The organism is Parvibium lacunae (assembly GCF_003335215.1).
Taxonomy (GTDB): domain Bacteria; phylum Pseudomonadota; class Gammaproteobacteria; order Burkholderiales; family Burkholderiaceae_D; genus Parvibium; species Parvibium lacunae.
On the sequence record NZ_QPGB01000006.1, the window covers coordinates 134,417 to 153,139 of the forward strand.

The 18,723-nt window shown below is 51.5% G+C and carries 12 protein-coding genes and 5 tRNA genes; 1 reads left to right on the forward strand and 16 read right to left on the reverse strand.

Going from position 1 to position 18,723, the window contains the following annotated elements; translation table 11 throughout:
- Positions 1-186: 186 nt before the first annotated feature.
- From rpoC to DU000_RS11895, 14 genes are all read right to left on the reverse strand, one after another.
- Entirely contained in the window at positions 187-4,440 is a 4,254-nt protein-coding gene (rpoC, locus tag DU000_RS11830; RefSeq protein WP_114403615.1) for a DNA-directed RNA polymerase subunit beta', read from the reverse strand.
- 19 nt (positions 4,441-4,459) lie between these two features.
- A complete protein-coding gene (rpoB, locus tag DU000_RS11835) occupies positions 4,460-8,563 on the reverse strand; it encodes a DNA-directed RNA polymerase subunit beta (RefSeq protein WP_114403616.1) in 4,104 nt (1,367 codons plus the stop codon).
- Between the two features lie 168 nt (positions 8,564-8,731).
- Positions 8,732-9,109, reverse strand: a complete 378-nt coding sequence (rplL, locus tag DU000_RS11840) for a 50S ribosomal protein L7/L12 (RefSeq protein WP_114403617.1) — start codon at positions 9,107-9,109, stop codon at positions 8,732-8,734.
- Positions 9,110-9,172: 63 nt separating this feature from the next.
- Complete coding sequence (rplJ, locus tag DU000_RS11845) at positions 9,173-9,670, reverse strand: 50S ribosomal protein L10 (RefSeq protein ID WP_114403618.1); 498 nt, start codon at positions 9,668-9,670, stop codon at positions 9,173-9,175.
- A 268-nt stretch (positions 9,671-9,938) separates the two neighbouring features.
- Positions 9,939-10,634: a 50S ribosomal protein L1 gene (rplA, locus tag DU000_RS11850; RefSeq protein ID WP_114403619.1), complete on the reverse strand. Its 696-nt coding sequence runs from the start codon at positions 10,632-10,634 to the stop codon at positions 9,939-9,941.
- Entirely contained in the window at positions 10,635-11,066 is a 432-nt protein-coding gene (gene rplK / locus DU000_RS11855) for a 50S ribosomal protein L11 (RefSeq protein WP_114403620.1), read from the reverse strand.
- Between the two features lie 104 nt (positions 11,067-11,170).
- Positions 11,171-11,713 (reverse strand): transcription termination/antitermination protein NusG, encoded by a 543-nt coding sequence (gene nusG, locus DU000_RS11860; protein WP_114403621.1) that lies wholly within the window; start codon positions 11,711-11,713, stop codon positions 11,171-11,173.
- Positions 11,713-12,096, reverse strand: a complete 384-nt coding sequence (secE, locus tag DU000_RS11865) for a preprotein translocase subunit SecE (protein ID WP_114403622.1) — start codon at positions 12,094-12,096, stop codon at positions 11,713-11,715. The genes nusG and secE overlap by 1 nt, the downstream gene beginning before the upstream one ends.
- 56 nt (positions 12,097-12,152) lie before the next feature.
- Positions 12,153-12,228, reverse strand: a tRNA-Trp gene (locus DU000_RS11870).
- Between the two features lie 58 nt (positions 12,229-12,286).
- Positions 12,287-13,477: an elongation factor Tu gene (tuf, locus tag DU000_RS11875; protein ID WP_114403611.1), complete on the reverse strand. Its 1,191-nt coding sequence runs from the start codon at positions 13,475-13,477 to the stop codon at positions 12,287-12,289.
- 108 nt (positions 13,478-13,585) lie between these two features.
- A tRNA-Thr gene (locus tag DU000_RS11880) sits at positions 13,586-13,660 on the reverse strand.
- Between the two features lie 31 nt (positions 13,661-13,691).
- A tRNA-Gly gene (locus tag DU000_RS11885) sits at positions 13,692-13,765 on the reverse strand.
- A 73-nt stretch (positions 13,766-13,838) separates the two neighbouring features.
- Positions 13,839-13,924: transfer RNA gene (locus tag DU000_RS11890), tRNA-Tyr, on the reverse strand.
- Between the two features lie 147 nt (positions 13,925-14,071).
- A tRNA-Arg gene (locus tag DU000_RS11895) sits at positions 14,072-14,148 on the reverse strand.
- Positions 14,149-14,483: 335 nt separating this feature from the next.
- On the opposite strand from DU000_RS11895, the gene DU000_RS11900 reads away from it, so the two are divergent.
- Complete coding sequence (locus DU000_RS11900) at positions 14,484-15,230, forward strand: c-type cytochrome (RefSeq protein WP_114403623.1); 747 nt, start codon at positions 14,484-14,486, stop codon at positions 15,228-15,230.
- Between the two features lie 64 nt (positions 15,231-15,294).
- Here DU000_RS11900 and DU000_RS11905 read toward each other — a convergent pair whose 3' ends face one another.
- Together DU000_RS11905 and DU000_RS11910 are read right to left on the reverse strand one after the other, a co-directional pair.
- A complete protein-coding gene (locus DU000_RS11905; protein ID WP_420812152.1) occupies positions 15,295-17,316 on the reverse strand; it encodes a UvrD-helicase domain-containing protein in 2,022 nt (673 codons plus the stop codon).
- A 498-nt stretch (positions 17,317-17,814) separates the two neighbouring features.
- Positions 17,815-18,390, reverse strand: coding sequence for a hypothetical protein (locus tag DU000_RS11910; protein WP_158529701.1), 576 nt, complete (start codon positions 18,388-18,390; stop codon positions 17,815-17,817).
- Positions 18,391-18,723 lie beyond the last annotated feature (333 nt).

Genomic DNA, 18,723 nt, shown 5'->3' on the forward strand with positions numbered 1-18,723 from the left:
CAATCTTGTTACACAATCGATTGCCCGGAATATGGGCATTGAAAAAGAAGGTCTTGAATTATGCACGCCGGGTAAATCTTTGTCAATCCCTTGGTGGGTTTACCTAGCAGGCGTTTGCGCTAGACAATGTTAACAAAATAAAAACGGCCAGCAATGCTGGCCGTTTTTATTCGCGAGATGCAACACTTACTCTGCTGCATCTCCCGGCTCAGGTGCCGCGAACAGCGCCTCTGCATTGGCTAGCGCCTGGGAGCTAGCAGACTCTCGTGCGGCCGCTTCCGCCGCCGCATTAGCCGCGTACTCTTCGGCCTCAATGCCTTCTTTAACCTTGCGAGCGCGGTGGTAAGCCAGGCCTGTACCAGCAGGAATCAGGCGGCCCACGATCACGTTTTCCTTCAAGCCGCGCAGATCATCTTTCTTGCCCATGATCGCTGCTTCTGTCAACACGCGGGTAGTTTCCTGGAAGGACGCAGCGGAGATGAAGGAATCGGTCGAGAGGGACGCCTTGGTAATACCGAGCAGTACGTTTTCATACAGTGCTGGCGTTTTACCTGCAGCGACAACGGCATCGTTCTCATCCAACATTTCGGAACGCTCTACTTGTTCGCCAGTAATGAAGCTGGTATCACCCGGCTGCGTGATCACGACACGGCGGAGCATTTGACGCACAATCACTTCGATATGTTTGTCATTGATTTTTACCCCTTGCAAGCGGTAAACATCCTGCACCTCATCGACGATATAACGCGCTAAGGCTTCGATCCCCAAGAGACGCAAGATATCTTGTGGGTCAGCAGGGCCGTCGACGATGGACTCCCCTTTGTTGACGACTTGGCCATCATGCACGAGCACATGTTTTTCTTTAGGAATCAAGAATTCGTGGGCATTGCCATCAAGATCAGTAATCACTAGGCGCTGCTTACCTTTAGTATCTTTACCAAAAGAAACGGTACCCGTCACTTCTGCCAGGGTGCCCGCATCTTTCGGCGAGCGGGCTTCGAACAGCTCTGCCACTCGGGGCAAACCGCCGGTAATGTCACGGGTTTTCTGACTTTCTTGCGGAATCCGCGCCAACACCTCACCAACCTGAACGGGTTGACCATCTTTCACGGTAATCAAGGCCCCGACAGGGAAACCAATATTCACGATGTGATCGGTACCAGCAATCTTGACTTCTTCGCCTTTATCGTTGAGTAGCTTAACCTGTGGACGAACAACCTTGGTTGCGGAACCACGGCGTTTAGGATCAATCACGACTAGCGTAGAAAGACCGGTTACTTCGTCAATCTGTTTAGCGACCGTCACGCCTTCTTCGACGTTCTCGAATTTCACGGTACCGGCGTATTCGGTAATAATTGGGCGGGTTAGCGGATCCCAGGTGGCAAGCTGTGCCCCTGCCTTAACTTGCTTACCATCACCGACCAGCAACGTCGCGCCATAAGGTACCTTGTGACGTTCGCGCTCACGACCATTGTCATCGGTAATAAGGACTTCACCCGAGCGCGAGATAACGACTTGTTCCCCTTTGCCGCTGGTGACATAGCGCATGGTCGCGGTAAAGCGAACGATACCGTTCGATTTGGCTTCCACACTTGACGCAACGGCAGCACGAGAGGCTGCCCCACCGATGTGGAAGGTGCGCATCGTTAACTGCGTGCCAGGCTCACCAATCGACTGGGCAGCAATCACCCCAACAGCTTCACCGGCATTGACCATGACGCCACGACCGAGATCGCGGCCATAACATTTGGCGCATAGGCCATAGCGTGTTTCGCAAGTGAGCGGCGTGCGGACTTTCACTTCATCAATGCCCAATGCTTCGATCGTTTCAACCGCGTCTTCGTCGAGCATGGTCCCGGCTGGATACAACACATCTTGCGTTTCGGGGTGCAACACATCGACTGCCGTCACGCGACCTAAGATGCGCTCAGACAGTTTTTCAATGGTCTCACCACCTTCAACCAAGGCTTTCATCGCGAAACCCTCGGCGGTACCGCAGTCATCTTCGATAATCACCAGATCTTGGGTCACATCGACCAGACGACGGGTCAGGTAACCGGAGTTCGCGGTCTTCAATGCCGTATCAGCGAGACCTTTACGCGCACCGTGGGTCGAGATGAAGTATTGCAACACGTTTAACCCTTCGCGGAAGTTCGCGATGATCGGTGTTTCAATAATCGAGCCATCCGGCTTAGCCATCAGGCCCCGCATCCCGGCCAACTGGCGAATCTGCGCAGCAGAACCACGGGCACCCGAATCTGCCATCATGTAGATGGCATTAAAGGATTCTTGGTCTACTTCATTGCCATGACGGTCTTTAACTTTATCAACCGACAATTGCTTCATCATGGCCTTGCCTACGTCATCGCCCGCTTTACCCCAAATATCGACGACTTTGTTGTAACGCTCCCCTTGAGTGACCAGACCAGAGGTATATTGGTTTTGAATCTCTTTAACCTCTTGCTCTGCCGCATGAATGATGTCAGCCTTTTGCGCAGGGATCACCATGTCGTTCATGGCAATCGAAATGCCGCCACGGGTCGCATAAGAGAAACCGAACTGCAACAGCTTGTCAGCAAAAATCACCGTTTCACGCAAACCGCACTTGCGGAAAGAGGTATTGATGAGGCGTGAAATTTCTTTCTTTTTGAGCGGCTTATCAATGTTCTTAAACGGTAAGCCGGCAGGCAGAATCTCAGACAACAAGGCACGGCCCACCGTGGTTTCATAGCGTACGAGCTGCGTGCTGCGCTCACCGCTTTCGCGATTGATGGTGGTTTCCGGTAAGCGAACTGTAATCCGTGAGCTCAGTTCCACTTCCTGATTATCATAAGCACGGCGCAGTTCTGCCAAATTAGCAAAGACCATCCCTTCGCCCTTGGCATTGATTTTCTCGCGGGTGGTGTAATACAAACCCAATACCACGTCTTGTGAAGGCACAATTGATGGGTCGCCGTTTGCTGGGAAAAGCACATTGTTCGACGCAAGCATTAATGTGCGGGCTTCGGTTTGTGCTTCGAGCGAGAGCGGCACGTGTACCGCCATTTGGTCACCGTCAAAGTCAGCGTTAAAGGCCGCGCAAACGAGCGGGTGCAACTGGATCGCTTTACCTTCAATCAAAACTGGCTCAAACGCTTGAATACCTAAGCGGTGCAGTGTCGGTGCCCGGTTTAACATCACGGGGTGCTCTTTAATCACTTCTTCGAGAATATCCCATACCACTGGGGTTTGGGCTTCGACTTCTTTCTTCGCCGCTTTGATCGTGGTCGCGATGCCCATGGCTTCTAAGCGATTGAAGATGAAAGGCTTGAACAACTCAAGCGCCATCAGCTTGGGCAAACCGCATTGATGCAATTTAAGTTGTGGACCAACGACGATCACCGAACGGCCGGAGTAGTCAACACGCTTACCCAGCAAGTTTTGACGGAAGCGGCCGCCCTTACCTTTAATCATATCGGCCAGCGATTTCAGCGGACGCTTGTTAGCGCCAGTCATCGCTTTACCACGACGGCCGTTGTCCAGTAAAGAATCGACCGCTTCTTGCAGCATACGCTTTTCGTTGCGCACGATAATATCCGGAGCGCGCAATTCCAGCAGGCGCTTCAAGCGGTTGTTGCGGTTAATGACGCGGCGATACAGATCATTCAAGTCTGATGTCGCAAAACGGCCACCATCCAGTGGCACCAGCGGGCGCAGCTCGGGTGGCAGCACTGGCAACACTTCCATGATCATCCAGTCTGGCTTGATGCCTGACTTTTGGAACCCTTCCAAGACTTTTAAGCGCTTTGCAAACTTCTTGATTTTTGCTTCGGACGAGGTTTCAGACAAATCTTTGCGCAATATCTCGACATCACGATCAATATCGATAGAGCGCAGTAATTCGCGGACGGCTTCCGCGCCCATCATCGCCTGGAACTCATCGCCATACTCTTCGACTTTGGCAAGATAATCATCCTCGGTCATGATTTGGCCACGCTTGAGAGGCGTCATGCCAGCGTCAATCACCACAAACGCTTCGAAATACAAGACGCGTTCGATATCACGCAGGGTCATGTCCAACACCATGCCCAGACGGGATGGCAGTGACTTCAAAAACCAAATATGTGCCGTTGGCGAAGCGAGTTCGATGTGGCCCATGCGCTCACGGCGGACTTTTGCCAGCGTGACTTCAACGCCGCATTTTTCACAAATGACGCCACGATGCTTGAGGCGCTTGTACTTGCCACACAGGCACTCGTAATCTTTAATCGGGCCGAAAATTTTGGCGCAGAAGAGGCCGTCGCGTTCTGGCTTAAACGTGCGATAGTTGATCGTCTCTGGTTTTTTTACCTCACCATACGACCATGAGCGAATCTTCTCTGGCGAAGCCAAGCCAATGCGAATCGCGTCAAACTGTTCGTCTTGCTGTACCTGTTTGAACAGATCAAGTAGTGCTTTCATGCATTTCTCCTAGCTACGCTTAGTTACGCTCAAGATCAATATCGATACCGAGGGAGCGGATCTCTTTGACCAGTACGTTAAAGGACTCTGGCATGCCAGCGTCAATCACATGATCGCCTTTCACCAGGTTTTCATAGACTTTCGTCCGACCCGTGACATCATCTGATTTGACCGTCAGCATCTCTTGCAGAACATAGGAAGCGCCATAAGCTTCCAATGCCCACACCTCCATCTCACCGAAACGCTGGCCACCAAATTGCGCTTTACCGCCGAGAGGCTGTTGAGTAACAAGCGAGTATGGGCCAGTCGAACGTGCGTGCATCTTGTCATCGACCAAGTGGTGCAACTTGAGAACATGCATGTAACCAACGGTCACAGGGCGGTCAAACATATCGCCCGTACGGCCATCGTATAGGCGTGCTTGGGTTTTTGTTTCAGTCAGTTGCATGCGTTGGGCGACATCTTCTGGATAAGCTAAATCCAGCATGCGACGAATTTCGCTTTCATGCGCACCGTCAAATACCGGCGTCGCAAACGGCACACCTTTTTTCAGGTTATCAGCGAGCTCCAAGACTTCGTCATCAGATAATTCTTGCAAGTTCTCTTTGCGACCCGTTTCGTTATACAACTGCTCGAGCAGCTTACGCACTTCGGCCGCTTTAGCCTGGCGCTTCAGCATCTCGTTGATGCGTTGACCAATGCCCTTGGCCGCCCAGCCCAAATGGACTTCAAGCACCTGACCCACGTTCATCCGGGAGGGCACGCCGAGCGGATTCAGCACGATATCCATTGGCGTACCGTCTGCCATGTGCGGCATGTCTTCTACCGGTGTGATTTTAGATACCACCCCTTTGTTACCGTGACGGCCCGCCATTTTGTCGCCAGGCTGTAAGCGGCGCTTGACCGCGAGGTAGACCTTAACCATTTTGAGTACACCAGGGGGCAACTCATCGCCTTGCGTTAATTTTTTGCGTTTTTCTTCAAAGGCAGCGTCAAACGACAGGCGCTTCTGCTCGATTGAGTCTTTCACAGCTTCGAGTTGGGCAGCCGCTTCTTCATCCGCGAGGCGAATGTCAAACCAGTGCCACTTCTCGATTTCTGCCAGGTAGTCTTTGCTGATTTTGGTTCCCTTGGCCAGCTTCTTGGGGCCGCCATTGGCCACTTTGCCCTCGAGTAATCGAGCTAGACGAGCAAACGCATCACCCTCAACAATACGCAACTGATCATTCAAGTCGAGGCGATAGCGCTTCAACTCATCATCAATAATCTGTTGCGCACGCTTGTCGCGCTGTACGCCTTCACGCGTGAATACTTGGACATCGATCACAGTCCCGTACATGCCGGAAGGCACGCGCAGTGAGGTATCTTTTACATCGGAGGCTTTTTCACCAAAAATCGCACGGAGCAATTTTTCTTCGGGGGTGAGTTGGGTTTCGCCTTTGGGCGTTACTTTCCCTACCAGCACATCGCCAGCCTGTACTTCTGCACCGATATAGACAATACCGGAATCATCCAAACGGGCCAGTTGACCTTCGGATAAGTTGGAAATGTCTCGGGTAATCTCTTCCGAGCCAAGCTTGGTGTCACGCGCAACTACATTCAATTCTTCAATGTGAATCGAGGTATAGCGGTCATCAGCCACCACCTTCTCGGAAATCAAAATTGAATCTTCGAAGTTGTAGCCATTCCAGGGCATGAAGGCCACCAGCATGTTTTGACCGAGGGCCAATTCACCGATATCCGTCGAAGCGCCATCGGCGACGGCATCGCCTTTGGCAATCACATCGCCACGCTTCACAATCGGACGTTGGTTGATATTGGTGTTTTGGTTAGAGCGGGTATATTTAGTCAGGTTGTAGATATCGACACCCACTTCCCCGGCAACCGCTTCACTGTCGTTGACGCGTACCACAATACGAGTCGCATCAACGTAATCCACAACACCACCACGGCGTGCTAAAACGACCGTGCCGGAGTCTAGTGCGCAGGTCCGCTCAATCCCCGTTCCTGCAAAAGGTTTTTCTGGGCGTAAGCAAGGAACCGCCTGACGCTGCATGTTAGAGCCCATCAAGGCACGGTTTGCGTCATCATGTTCCAAGAAAGGAATAAGCGAGGCTGCAACAGAAACGATTTGGGATGGTGCCACGTCCATGTACTCGACTTGTTCTGGGCCAACCAACACAAATTCACCATTTTGCCGTGAGGATACCAGCTCATCACTCAATTTACCTTTACCATCAATCGCCGCATTCGCCTGGGCAATAATGTATTTCGCCTCTTCAATTGCCGACAGATAGTGAATCTCGTCCGTCACTTTGCCAGCAACGACTTTACGGTAAGGTGTTTCCAAGAAGCCAAACTCATTCAGCCGTGCATAAAGCGCGAGCGAATTAATCAAGCCGATGTTCGGGCCCTCAGGCGTTTCAATCGGGCACACGCGACCATAGTGCGTCGTATGCACGTCACGCACTTCAAAGCCAGCACGCTCACGCGTCAAACCGCCAGGACCAAGCGCAGAAACCCGACGCTTGTGGGTAATCTCAGAGAGCGGGTTGGTTTGGTCCATGAACTGTGACAGTTGCGAAGAGCCAAAAAATTCTTTAATTGCAGCTGAAATGGGCTTGGAATTAATCAGATCGTGCGGCATAAGTTGCTCTGACTCAGCCTGGCCCAAACGTTCTTTCACAGCGCGCTCAACCCGCACTAAACCGGCGCGGAATTGATTCTCTGCCAATTCACCCACGCAGCGCACGCGACGGTTACCCAAGTGATCGATATCATCGACCTCGCCTCGGCCATTACGTAACTCAACCAACAATTTAATGGTGTCGAGAATGTCTTCATTGGTGAGCACCATTGGGCCTTCGCCATTCGGACGATTCAAGCGGCTGTTGACTTTCATTCGTCCAACGCGCGACAGGTCATAAGTTTCTTCGCTGTAGAACAAACGCTGGAACAGTATCTCAACCGCATCTTCTGTTGGTGGCTCGCCAGGACGCATCATGCGGTAAATAGCAACACGGGCTGCAAGTTGATCTGCGGTTTCATCCGTGCGCAGTGTTTGGGAAATGTAGCCACCCCGGTCCAAATCGTTGGTATAGAGCGTTTCAAACTGCTTGATACCCGCTTCCCGTAATTTAGCCAACAAATCTTCGGTCAACTCGTCGTTCGCGTTCGCAACGATTTCACCTGTTTCGGGATCAACAATGCTTTTGGCCAACACGCGGCCCACCAGAAAATCTTCTGGCACATTAATTTTCTTTAAGCCGGCTGCTTGCAGGTCACGGATGTGCTTGGCGTTGATGCGCTTGTCTTTTGGCACCAACACGTTGCCTTCTTTGTCCGTAATGTCGAAACGGGCGGTTTCGCCACGCAGGCGCTCGGCCACTAACTCCATCTGACCGCCATCTTTGAGTAGAGTGAAATGATCGAACTCAAAGAAATTTGCCAGAATTTGTTCTGGATTCAGACCAATAGCTTTGAGCAGAATTGTCACGGGCATTTTGCGCCGACGGTCAACCCGGAAATACAGCAGATCCTTAGGATCAAACTCAAAGTCCAGCCAAGAGCCACGATAAGGGATCATCCGCGCAGAGAAAAGCAATTTACCTGAGCTGTGAGTCTTACCACGGTCATGTTCAAAGAAAACGCCTGGCGAGCGGTGTAATTGTGACACAATCACACGCTCGGTACCGTTGATAATAAAAGAGCCATTCTGGGTCATGAGGGGAATTTCACCCATGTAGACTTCTTGCTCTTTCACTTCTTTGACGGTTGGCTTGCTGGCCTCTTTATCGAGGATAACCAAGCGGACCTTGGCACGCAATGGCGCCGCAAAGGTCAGGCCACGCTGCTGGCACTCATTCACATCAAAGGCAGAATCACCTAAGATGTATTGCACGAACTCTAGCCGCGCAAAGCCATTGTGGCTAACGATTGGGAAAACAGAGGTAAAGGCTGCTTGCAAGCCCTTGTTGTCCCGTTTAGCAACGGGCACACCCGTTTGTAAAAACTCGTCGTAAGACTCTAATTGGGTAGTTAATAGAAAAGGGACATCCAGCACACTGGGGCGCTTCGCAAAACTTTTACGAATGCGTTTTTTTTCGGTAAACGTATATGTCATGTCGGCTCCGTACGTAGCGACTTAAATGGAGAGAATTCCGCACTAAACCCGATTCGGTAACGCCACAGATTTAGAGCCCAACTCTCTAACCCGCCACCCCAAAAGGGGTAGACGCACAAACGACAAAACCCGGAGGCAATCGCCCCCGGGTTAGTGTCGTCAAAAGACTTATTTGAGCTCGGCTTTCGCGCCAGCTTCTTCCAGCTTTTTCTTGGCTGCTTCCGCATCCGCTTTTGCCACTCCTTCTTTGACTGGCTTTGGCGCGCCATCCACCAAGTCTTTCGCTTCTTTCAGGCCCAGGCCTGTAATTTCGCGAACGGCCTTAATGACAGCCACTTTGTTAGAACCGGCTTCTGCCAGAATAACAGTAAACTCTGTCTGCTCTTCTGCAGCAGCAGCGCCAGCACCAGCGCCAGGTGCCGCAGCAACAGCCATTGCTGCTGCAGATACGCCAAACTTCTCTTCGAATGCCTTAACCAAGTCATTCAATTCCATCACCGACATACCACCGACGGCTTCCAGAATGTCTTCTTTGCTAATTGCCATTTGTAAACTCCTAATTAAAAACGTAATGGTTGCGCCATCTGCGCACCGTAAAAACGCTCAGACTTATGCGGTCTCGGCTTGCTTTTTCTCGGCCAGTGCGGCCAACAAACGGGCAAAGCCAGAAACAGGGGCCTGCATAACGCCCAACAGTCTTGCCAACAGCTCTTCGCGGCTTGGGATGTTAGCAAGCGCTTGCACGCCAGCTTTATCCAACAACTTGCCATCAAAAGAACCTGCGCGCAAAACCAGCTTGTCATTGCCTTTTGCAAAGTCACTGAGTACCTTGGGGGCAGCAACAGGATCTGCGGAAAAACCGTAGATCAGTGGGCCAGTCATTTGCTCTGCCAAGCCAGCAAAAGGCGTCCCTTCTACTGCGCGGCGGGCCAACGTATTTTTCAGAACACGTAGGTAAACGCCTTTGGCGCGAGCGTTTTTGCGGAGTGTTGTCAGATCGCCAACCGTGATGCCACGATATTCAGCCACCACGATGCTCTGGGCTTTGGCTACCTCAGCCGAAACTTCAGCAACGATGGCTTGTTTATCTTGCAGATTAAGTGCCACGGTTAAACCTCCAATTAAGTAGCATTAAATGCCACCAGTTCCACATGCGGCGAACCTGACGGTAAAACGTTTTCATCCGGAGACTACCAACATCTTCCTTCGGGGTCGCCATCTACGCTGGGTTAATTTTTAAGACGTGGCAGCTAACTAAAGCGCTCCATCCCCAACGGTCTTTGACGGCTTACTGTGCGGGTATCAACCAACGCAGCAGCCCAAAGCACAACGATTTGCCTCCCGATTAACAAGAGGCAAATCCAATTCTTTTCCCTTACGCAGCCAATGTTTGCGTATCTACGCGCACACCAGCACCCATGGTGCTTGATACAGCGACTTTACGCAGATAAACCCCTTTAGAAGAAGCAGGTTTAGCCTTGTTCAGCGCCTCGATCAAGGCAAGCAGGTTGGTTTTGAGTGCGTCTGCGCCAAATGAGGCGCGACCAATCGTCGCGTGGACGATCCCGGCTTTATCCGTCCGGTACTGCACTTGACCCGCTTTGGCATTCTTCACAGCACCCGCCACATCAGGCGTTACGGTACCTACTTTAGGGTTAGGCATCAGACCACGGGGACCCAGCACTTGGCCGAGCGTACCCACTACGCGCATCGCATCGGGAGACGCGATCACCACGTCGAAATTAATGTTGCCAGCTTTGATTTGCTCAGCTAAATCTTCCATGCCGACGATTTCAGCACCCGCCGCTTTAGCAGCTTCCGCTTTGTCACCTTGCGCAAACACCGCAACCCGAACATCTTTACCGGTGCCAGCAGGCAGCACGACCGAACCGCGTACAACTTGGTCAGATTTCTTGGGATCAACGCCCAACTGAACAGCGATATCAATCGACTCATCAAACTTGGCAGTAGCGCACTCTTTCACTAAAACCAATGCATCCGCCAAAGGATAAAATTTATTACGCTCAACTTTGCTCGCGATCAGTTTTGCACGCTTTGTTAACTTAGCCATTTATACGCCCTCCACAGTAATACCCATACTGCGCGCACTACCAGCAATCGTGCGCACTGCTGCATCCATATCGGCCGCAGTCAGATCAGGCATTTTTGTTTTAGCAATCTCTTCGGCTTGCGCACGGGTCAACTTGCCAACTTTATCGGTATGAGGCTTGGGCGAGCCTTTTTGAATACCAGCCGCCTTCTTGATCAGAATGGTTGCTGGGGGAGTTTTCATCACGAACGTAAAGGACTTGTCCGCGTAGGCAGTAATCACGACTGGAATGGGCAGACCCGGCTCGACGCCTTGAGTCTGGGCATTGAATGCCTTGCAGAATTCCATGATGTTGAGACCGCGTTGGCCCAATGCCGGGCCGATAGGTGGGGAAGGATTTGCCTTGCCCGCAGGGACTTGCAGCTTGATAAAGCCGACAATTTTCTTTGCCATGATGGCTCCTTGTGTTGAGTAGTAACGCTATTGCAATCAGCAACAGCTCCTCGGCGAAAGACTAAGGGGCTTTCGCTTACCCCAGGCCAACACGCGGGTGCGCGTTAGACTTTTTCTACCTGACCAAATTCCAACTCTACCGGCGTGGCACGACCAAAGATCGTGACAGTGACACGCAAGCGGTTTTTCTCGTAATTGACTTCTTCAACCGAGCCATTGAAATCGGTAAACGGGCCGTCTTTAACCCGCACCAACTCACCGACTTCGAACAGCACTTTCGGTTTTGGCTTATCTACGCCATCTTGCATCTGCTGCAAGATTTTTTCGACCTCCTTCGGCGAGATCGGCGCAGGGCGACTACCGCTACCGCCTAGAAAACCGGTGACTTTATTGGTGTTTTTTACCAAGTGCCAAGTCTCATCATTCATTTCCATTTCAACCAGCACATAGCCGGGGAAGAAGCGACGCTCTGTGGTCGCTTTTTTACCGCCCCGCACCTCAACCACCTCTTCTGTTGGCACCAGAATCTGGCCGAACGAATCTTGCATGCCAGCACGGTTGATACGCTCCTGCAAGGCCCGCTGCACACTTTTCTCCATACCCGAATAGGCATGGACCACATACCAGCGCTTGTTTCCTGTCGTCATTATTTTTTCCAACCGAGAATCAAGTCGTACAGCACCCATTCAAGGGTTTTATCTGTTGTCCATAGAAAAATGGCCATCACCACCACAAAAACAAAGACGATTCCGGTCATCTGTAGGGTTTCTTTGCGAGTTGGCCAAACCACTCGCTGCGCTTCACGTATAGCATCCTGACCAAAAGCCCATAGCTGCTTACCGGAAGCCGAGAGAAAAAAAACAATTACACCCAGCACCAAGCCCGCCAACACAGCACCAACACGGGCGGCGACTTGCTGTTCTGGCAAAACATAAAAGCCCACAATGCCAGCCCCGACCAGTAGCGCTGCGAGAGCCACTTTGATACGATCAGCGGTCACATTCACTGTTTCAACACTTGATGCGGACATAGAAATATTCGTGTTAGCCGCGCTTTACAAGCGCAGCAGCATGACATGTGAAGGTTTGGCAGGGGCGGAGGGCATCGAACCCCCAACCTCTGGTTTTGGAGACCAGCACTCTGCCAATTGAGCTACGCCCCTAAACCGTCACAAAACAAAAGCACCCCACCACAAGGCGGGGCGCGCATTGTACTACAAATTACGCCTCGATTTTAGCGACGACGCCGGCGCCGACGGTACGGCCACCTTCACGGATCGCAAAACGCAGACCTTCTTCCATCGCGATAGGGGCAATCAATTCCACTTTCATCGCAATGTTGTCACCAGGCATCACCATTTCAGTACCTTCAGGTAACGCGATGCTGCCGGTTACGTCGGTGGTACGGAAGTAGAACTGCGGACGATAGCCATTGAAGAAGGGGGTATGACGACCACCTTCGTCTTTGGAGAGAATGTAAACCTCAGCACTGAATTTGGTGTGTGGAGTGATTGAACCAGGCTTGGCCAATACTTGACCGCGCTGAACGTCTTCACGCTTGGTACCACGCAGCAGGATACCGACGTTGTCACCGGCTTGACCTTGGTCGAGCAGTTTGCGGAACATTTCTACACCGGTACAGGTGGTTTTCTGGGTGGCGGCGATACCGACGATTTCGATCTCTTCGCCAACTTTGACAATCCCGCGCTCAACACGGCCGGTCACCACGGTACCACGACCAGAGATGGAGAATACGTCTTCGACGGGCATGAGGAAGGCGCCATCTACGGCACGCTCAGGAGTGGGGATGTAGGTGTCGAGGGCTTCAGCCAGTTTCATGATGGCTTGTTCGCCGAGTTCGCCTTTGTCGCCTTCGAGGGCGAGTTTAGCGGAGCCTTTGATGATGGGGGTGTCATCACCAGGGAAGTCGTATTTGGAGAGGAGCTCACGCACTTCCATTTCGACCAGCTCGAGCAGTTCTGCATCATCCACCATGTCGGCTTTGTTCAGAAAGACGATGATGTAGGGCACGCCAACCTGACGGGACAGGAGGATGTGCTCACGGGTCTGGGGCATGGGGCCGTCAGCGGCGGAGCACACGAGAATCGCGCCGTCCATTTGGGCTGCGCCAGTGATCATGTTTTTAACATAGTCAGCGTGACCAGGGCAGTCTACGTGGGCGTAGTGGCGGTTCTCGGTTTCGTATTCAACGTGGGCGGTGTTGATGGTAATACCACGTGCTTTTTCTTCAGGCGCTGCGTCAATCTGGTCGTAGGCTTTGGCTTCGCCACCAAATTTGCTCGATAGCACGGTCGTGATCGCCGCTGTCAGCGTCGTCTTACCATGATCCACGTGACCAATCGTCCCCACGTTTACGTGCGGTTTCGTCCGTTCAAACTTTTCCTTTGCCATCACCGACTCCTTCGCTTAATTTAACTTTCGCTGGATTTAAACCACTACCTAATAACCAAATCACCCAACAGCACCACTGGGCTGCCGCAACACGCGGCGAATGCAATTTGGTGCCCATGGGCAGGATCGAACTGCCGACCTCTCCCTTACCAAGGGAGTGCTCTACCACTGAGCCACATGGGCAAATGCCCTCTCAAGACAACCTAACCTAGACTGGAGCGGGAGACGGGAATCGAACCCGCATCATTAGCTTGGAAGGCTAAGGTTCTACCATTGAACTACTCCCGCCAACATCGCCTACCGTACCGCTAGCTGCACAAGTTTGTTTCGGCTCGTCGCGAAAAAAACTTGCACTGTAATTTGGTGGAGGAGGCTGGATTCGAACCAGCGTAGGCGTAAGCCAACAGATTTACAGTCTGCCCCCTTTAGCCACTCGGGCACCCCTCCGGAGAGAACCGCAGATTATTCTGGATAGCACTGTGCTTGTCAAGCCCGCAGCGTAAAAAAATCCGGCTGACTTGCATCTGCAGCGCAACAACATCGGAAAAATATAGATAAAAACAAGGTTGCCGCCTAAGCAGGCAATAGAACGGGTGGCGCGACCGGCGGGATTCGAACCCACGACCCCTGGCTTCGGAGGCCAGTACTCTATCCAGCTGAGCTACGGCCGCGCAGGCAATGTAGCAAGGGCTCAATATAGACCTACATCTACTGCTGACGCCAAGCATCGACGTCGCTCTGAGCGGAGGCGAAGCATACCTGTTTTTGTACACCACGTCCAATTTATGCCTAATATGCTGGTTTGTCGCCGCAACACACCGGGGGCGACGCGCTGGGATTGTGGCCTAGCGCAGTAGGCACAGCTGGCACGAATAACAATCTGTGTTGCCCTCATCTAGGCTACCCGTGATAACCCCTCAGCAATATTTAGCAAAGCGATTTCCGAAAGCGCTCGGCGCCAGTATAATGCGAGGCTATTTTCCAGTAACTTTAACGAGACGCCGCCATGAGTGACCACGAACACGAATCGTTCATTAAAACGCCCAAACAATTAATTAATCTGGTTATTTTGGCCTTTGTGGTGCCGATTTTTCTGATTATTCTGCTCGCCACGTTCTCGGCTAACAGCACCAAAGACGCCAACCATTCCGCCGCCTACACGCCTGAAGCGATTGCAGAGCGCTTAGCGCCGGTGGCGAAAGTTGAAGTTAAAGGCGCGGGCGGTGCCGCCAGCCTTAAAACCGGTGAAACCGTCTACAAAGAAGCCTGTGCGGCTTGCCATGCAGTGGGGGCCGCAGGTGCGCCTAAGGTCGGTGACGCTGCCGCATGGGGCGGCCGCATTAAGCAGGGCCTGGAAAAATTATTGGCTTCTGCGCTCAACGGCAAAGGCGCCATGCCAGCCCAAAAAGGCGCCTTTGAAGACGCTGAAATTGCCCGTGCCGTGGTTTACATGGCCAATCAATCCGGTGGCAACCTGAAAGAACCCGCCGCTCCCAGCGCAGCTCCCGTAGCAGCGGTTGATGGTAAAAAAGTGTATGAAGCCAACTGTGCCGCTTGCCACACAGCCGGTGCTGCTGGCGCACCTAAGTTTGGCGACAAAGCAGCCTGGGCCGCCCGTGTGAAAGAAGGTCATGATGCCCTCACCGCCCAAGCGATTAAAGGGATTCGTGGCATGCCCCCACGTGGCGGCAGCAATGCGAGCGATGAGGAAATGAAAGCGGCTGTTGGCTACATGCTGTCAGCCGTCAAATAAGCGGCATTTCAAGCGCCAATCGGCATTTGAGTCGCGCCCTAAACCCGCACCTGTGCGGGTTTTTTTATGCCTTTTTTTCATTGAGCAAGGCTTTAAGATTCGCCAGTCGGTCTTTACTGGAAAGGTTACCCGGCTGCGCTTGTGGCTGCGCGGGTGAAGCCTCGGCTAGATTCATCTCGGCAATAAAGCGTGACGGCTCGTTGATCTGATAGTCACGCCCCCGCCGGCGTTTTTTACACCAAGTAACGGTTAATGAACGCTGCGCACGGGTAATGCCGACATACATCAACCGTCGCTCTTCTTCGATACGCGCCTGCAATGCGGCTGCCTCTAGGTCATCGTCAGGGCGCAGCATGGGCAAAATGTTTTCTTCAACCCCAATCAAAAAAACATGGGGAAACTCCAAGCCCTTAGCCGCATGCAAGGTGGAAAGATGCACTGCGTTTGGCATCTCGTCTTGTCTCTCCAACATATTGATCAGCGCCACGGTTTGCGTGAGTTCGAGCAAGTTTTTTTCGTCTTCCTCGCCCTTTTTGCCCAGCCACTGCACAAAATCAAGCACATTCTGCCATTTGCTTTGCGCACTGCGTTCGTCTTGCGTCTCATATAACCAAGCTTCATAGCCTATCGCTTTGAGCAGCTCATTTAAGAGCTCTCCCGCCGGTGCCTTGGGTGCTTCCCAAGAAAGCCGATTAATGAACGCACCAAACTCGCGCAATGGTGCGAGCTGCCGCGCTGGCACGGCTTGTTCGGCCCCCGCTTCAAATAATGCGGCAAATAAAGACATGCCACGAGCACCTGCATATTGACCGAGCGCCTCTAAGCTGGCGCTGCCAACACCCCGCTTGGGTGTGGTTACCGCCCGAATAAACGCAGGGTCATCATCCGCATTTGCAATCAGGCGCAAATAACTGATGAGATCACGGATCTCGGCTTTATCAAAAAAAGATTGACCACCAGATAGCACATAAGGAATCCGCTCTTTGCGCAAAGCCTGCTCCAGCACACGTGCCTGATGGTTACTGCGATACAACACGGCATAGTCAGCAAACTGCCCGCGCCGCTCGAATTTATGCGCTTGCAGACGAATAACGACACTCTCTGCCTCGTGCTCTTCGTCATTCATGGGTACCACCGTGACAGGATCGCCCATGCCAAACTCTGACCACAACTTTTTTTCAAACAACTTGGGGTTATGCGCAATAACGCGATTGGCAGCCTGCAAAATATTGACTGATGAGCGGTAGTTTTGCTCCAGTTTAATCACCTTCAAGGCGGGAAAATCTGCTTGTAAATCGCGTAGATTTTCTAACGTTGCGCCGCGCCAGCCATAAATTGACTGATCATCGTCGCCGACCGCAGTAAACATCGCCCGCACCCCCACGAGCTGTTTAAGCAGGCGATACTGACAGACATTGGTGTCTTGATACTCATCAACCAGCAAATAACGCAAGCGATTTTGCCAGCGCTCGCGCACCACAGCATTCTCTTGCAACAGCGCCGCTGGCAACCGAATCAAATCATCAAAATCGACGACCTGATAGGCCTGCAATGTTGCCGCATAACTCGCAAAAGCCCGTGCGGCTTGGCTTTCCAGCTCACCAGACGCAAGCTGGGCGGCTTGTAGTGGCGTCAGCCCTGCATTTTTCCACAATGAAATTTGGCTCTGCGCTTGCCGTAACAACCGCTTATCTGTCGTGGCCAACACCTCTTGCAAAATGCCCAAACAGTCTTCGCTATCTAAAATCGAAAATTGCGGTTTTAGCCCAAGCTCAGCAGCCTCTGCACGTAACAACCGCACACCCAAAGAATGAAAAGTACAAACCGTAACGCCTTTAGCGGCGCCGCCCGGCAACAGCTTCGCCAGCCGCTCTTGCATTTCCAGCGCTGCTTTATTGGTAAACGTTAACGCCGCAATATGCTTGGCCGCATAACCACAAGTTTGAATGAGATAAGCGATTTTTTGCGTGATTACCCGGGTCTTACCACTGCCAGCCCCTGCCAGTAACAGGCAAGGGCCATCCAGATAAACCACCCCCGCACGCTGCGCAGGATTAAGAGAAGAAAGATCAGACACTACAGCCACAGGGAAGACAAAAGGAACAACGCATTGTAGCCTGCCTAACCCCTAGAGCCTAACTCTACAAACAACTGATCTGAATTGGACGTTGGCGGCTGTCACCAATTTGTCGTTAACGCGGATCGCCCGCAAGGTCAGCCACTCAGGGATTGGCACCAGAGAAGCGCTAGCCACGGGTTTGTGATGAGCCCACTGGACACTTTGCGGCACCAAGGTTCTTAGTTCCGGCCACTGCGTTTAGCATTCGCTACGCTCATGTTAGCCTACACTGAAACTCCGTTTTCTGGAGCGGCAAACCGCTAGGGCGAGCGGCAGCGTCATCGCCATTCGCTTGATCCTGATGGGTGTCTGGCGCGATTCATCGCAGCCATATGTTGAAGAAACGGACGTGATCGGTTAATGCAAATAGGGAACGTTGTTTTACAATCGGCGGCTCATGCCGCTATGGCTTCGCTTACTCGCTTGACAGCATCCGGCTAATGGGTGCCCCTACTGCTCTTCTAATTACAAATTTGTCTGTAATGATTCGTACAAGATTTCAAGATTTTGTAAACCATGCTTAGGTGTATCAATTTTCAACCCTTGCAAACTGAAACGAGTAACTTTTGGAGTAAGAGCAAATATAAGTTTTAATACTACTCTGCGTCTAGGTTGATATCTTTTTTTAAAATCAATCAGTTTTTCTTGATCCATTGTAAGAGGCAATGCAAGCTCTAATCTATTTTCTACAAGATTAGGATGATTGATCACAAACTGGGGAGAAGATAAATCACTCAGATAGGCTTTTTCTATTCGATAAATTTTGCCATTTTGAAAAATGTGAGGTTGGCCTATTACCATAAAATCATTGGGTATCTTCTCAAAACCGATCGATATAATTAACTGTCCGTTCCTACTGTCATAGCTGGACGCTTCTTCCAGAGTTCGAATGCTTTGTTTGTGTACCAAAATAGAACTATTACTAGCTGTAATCAATGTAATGTCGTCCATTTGCAGTTCACGAAACTGCCCACCACGAGAATAGACACTAAATAATTCTTGGCCATACCTAGCCTCATTAGCAACATTGGCAAAGGCCAATAAGCTAGTAGCGCCTGAATACAAACAGGAAGCCAATAAGAGAGAGATTAAGATCAACAGGTTAACGCGGACGCAGCATGCAGTCATAATACAAAGTGTTCCCCAAACCTAAAGACATGTATTGCGCATAAGCAAACGTACAACAAAGAACAATAGGGGACAGACCACTAATAAGAAAGAAAAGGGGGACAGACCACATTTATTTCTCCTAGCATTCAATCCACTATGGTAGTCATGATTCGCTCACGATTAATATTGTTCTTTACTGTTTGTATTTTGGTATAGAACAACTCAGTTGAAGAATAACTGAATCTGGTTATTGAAGCCAATAGC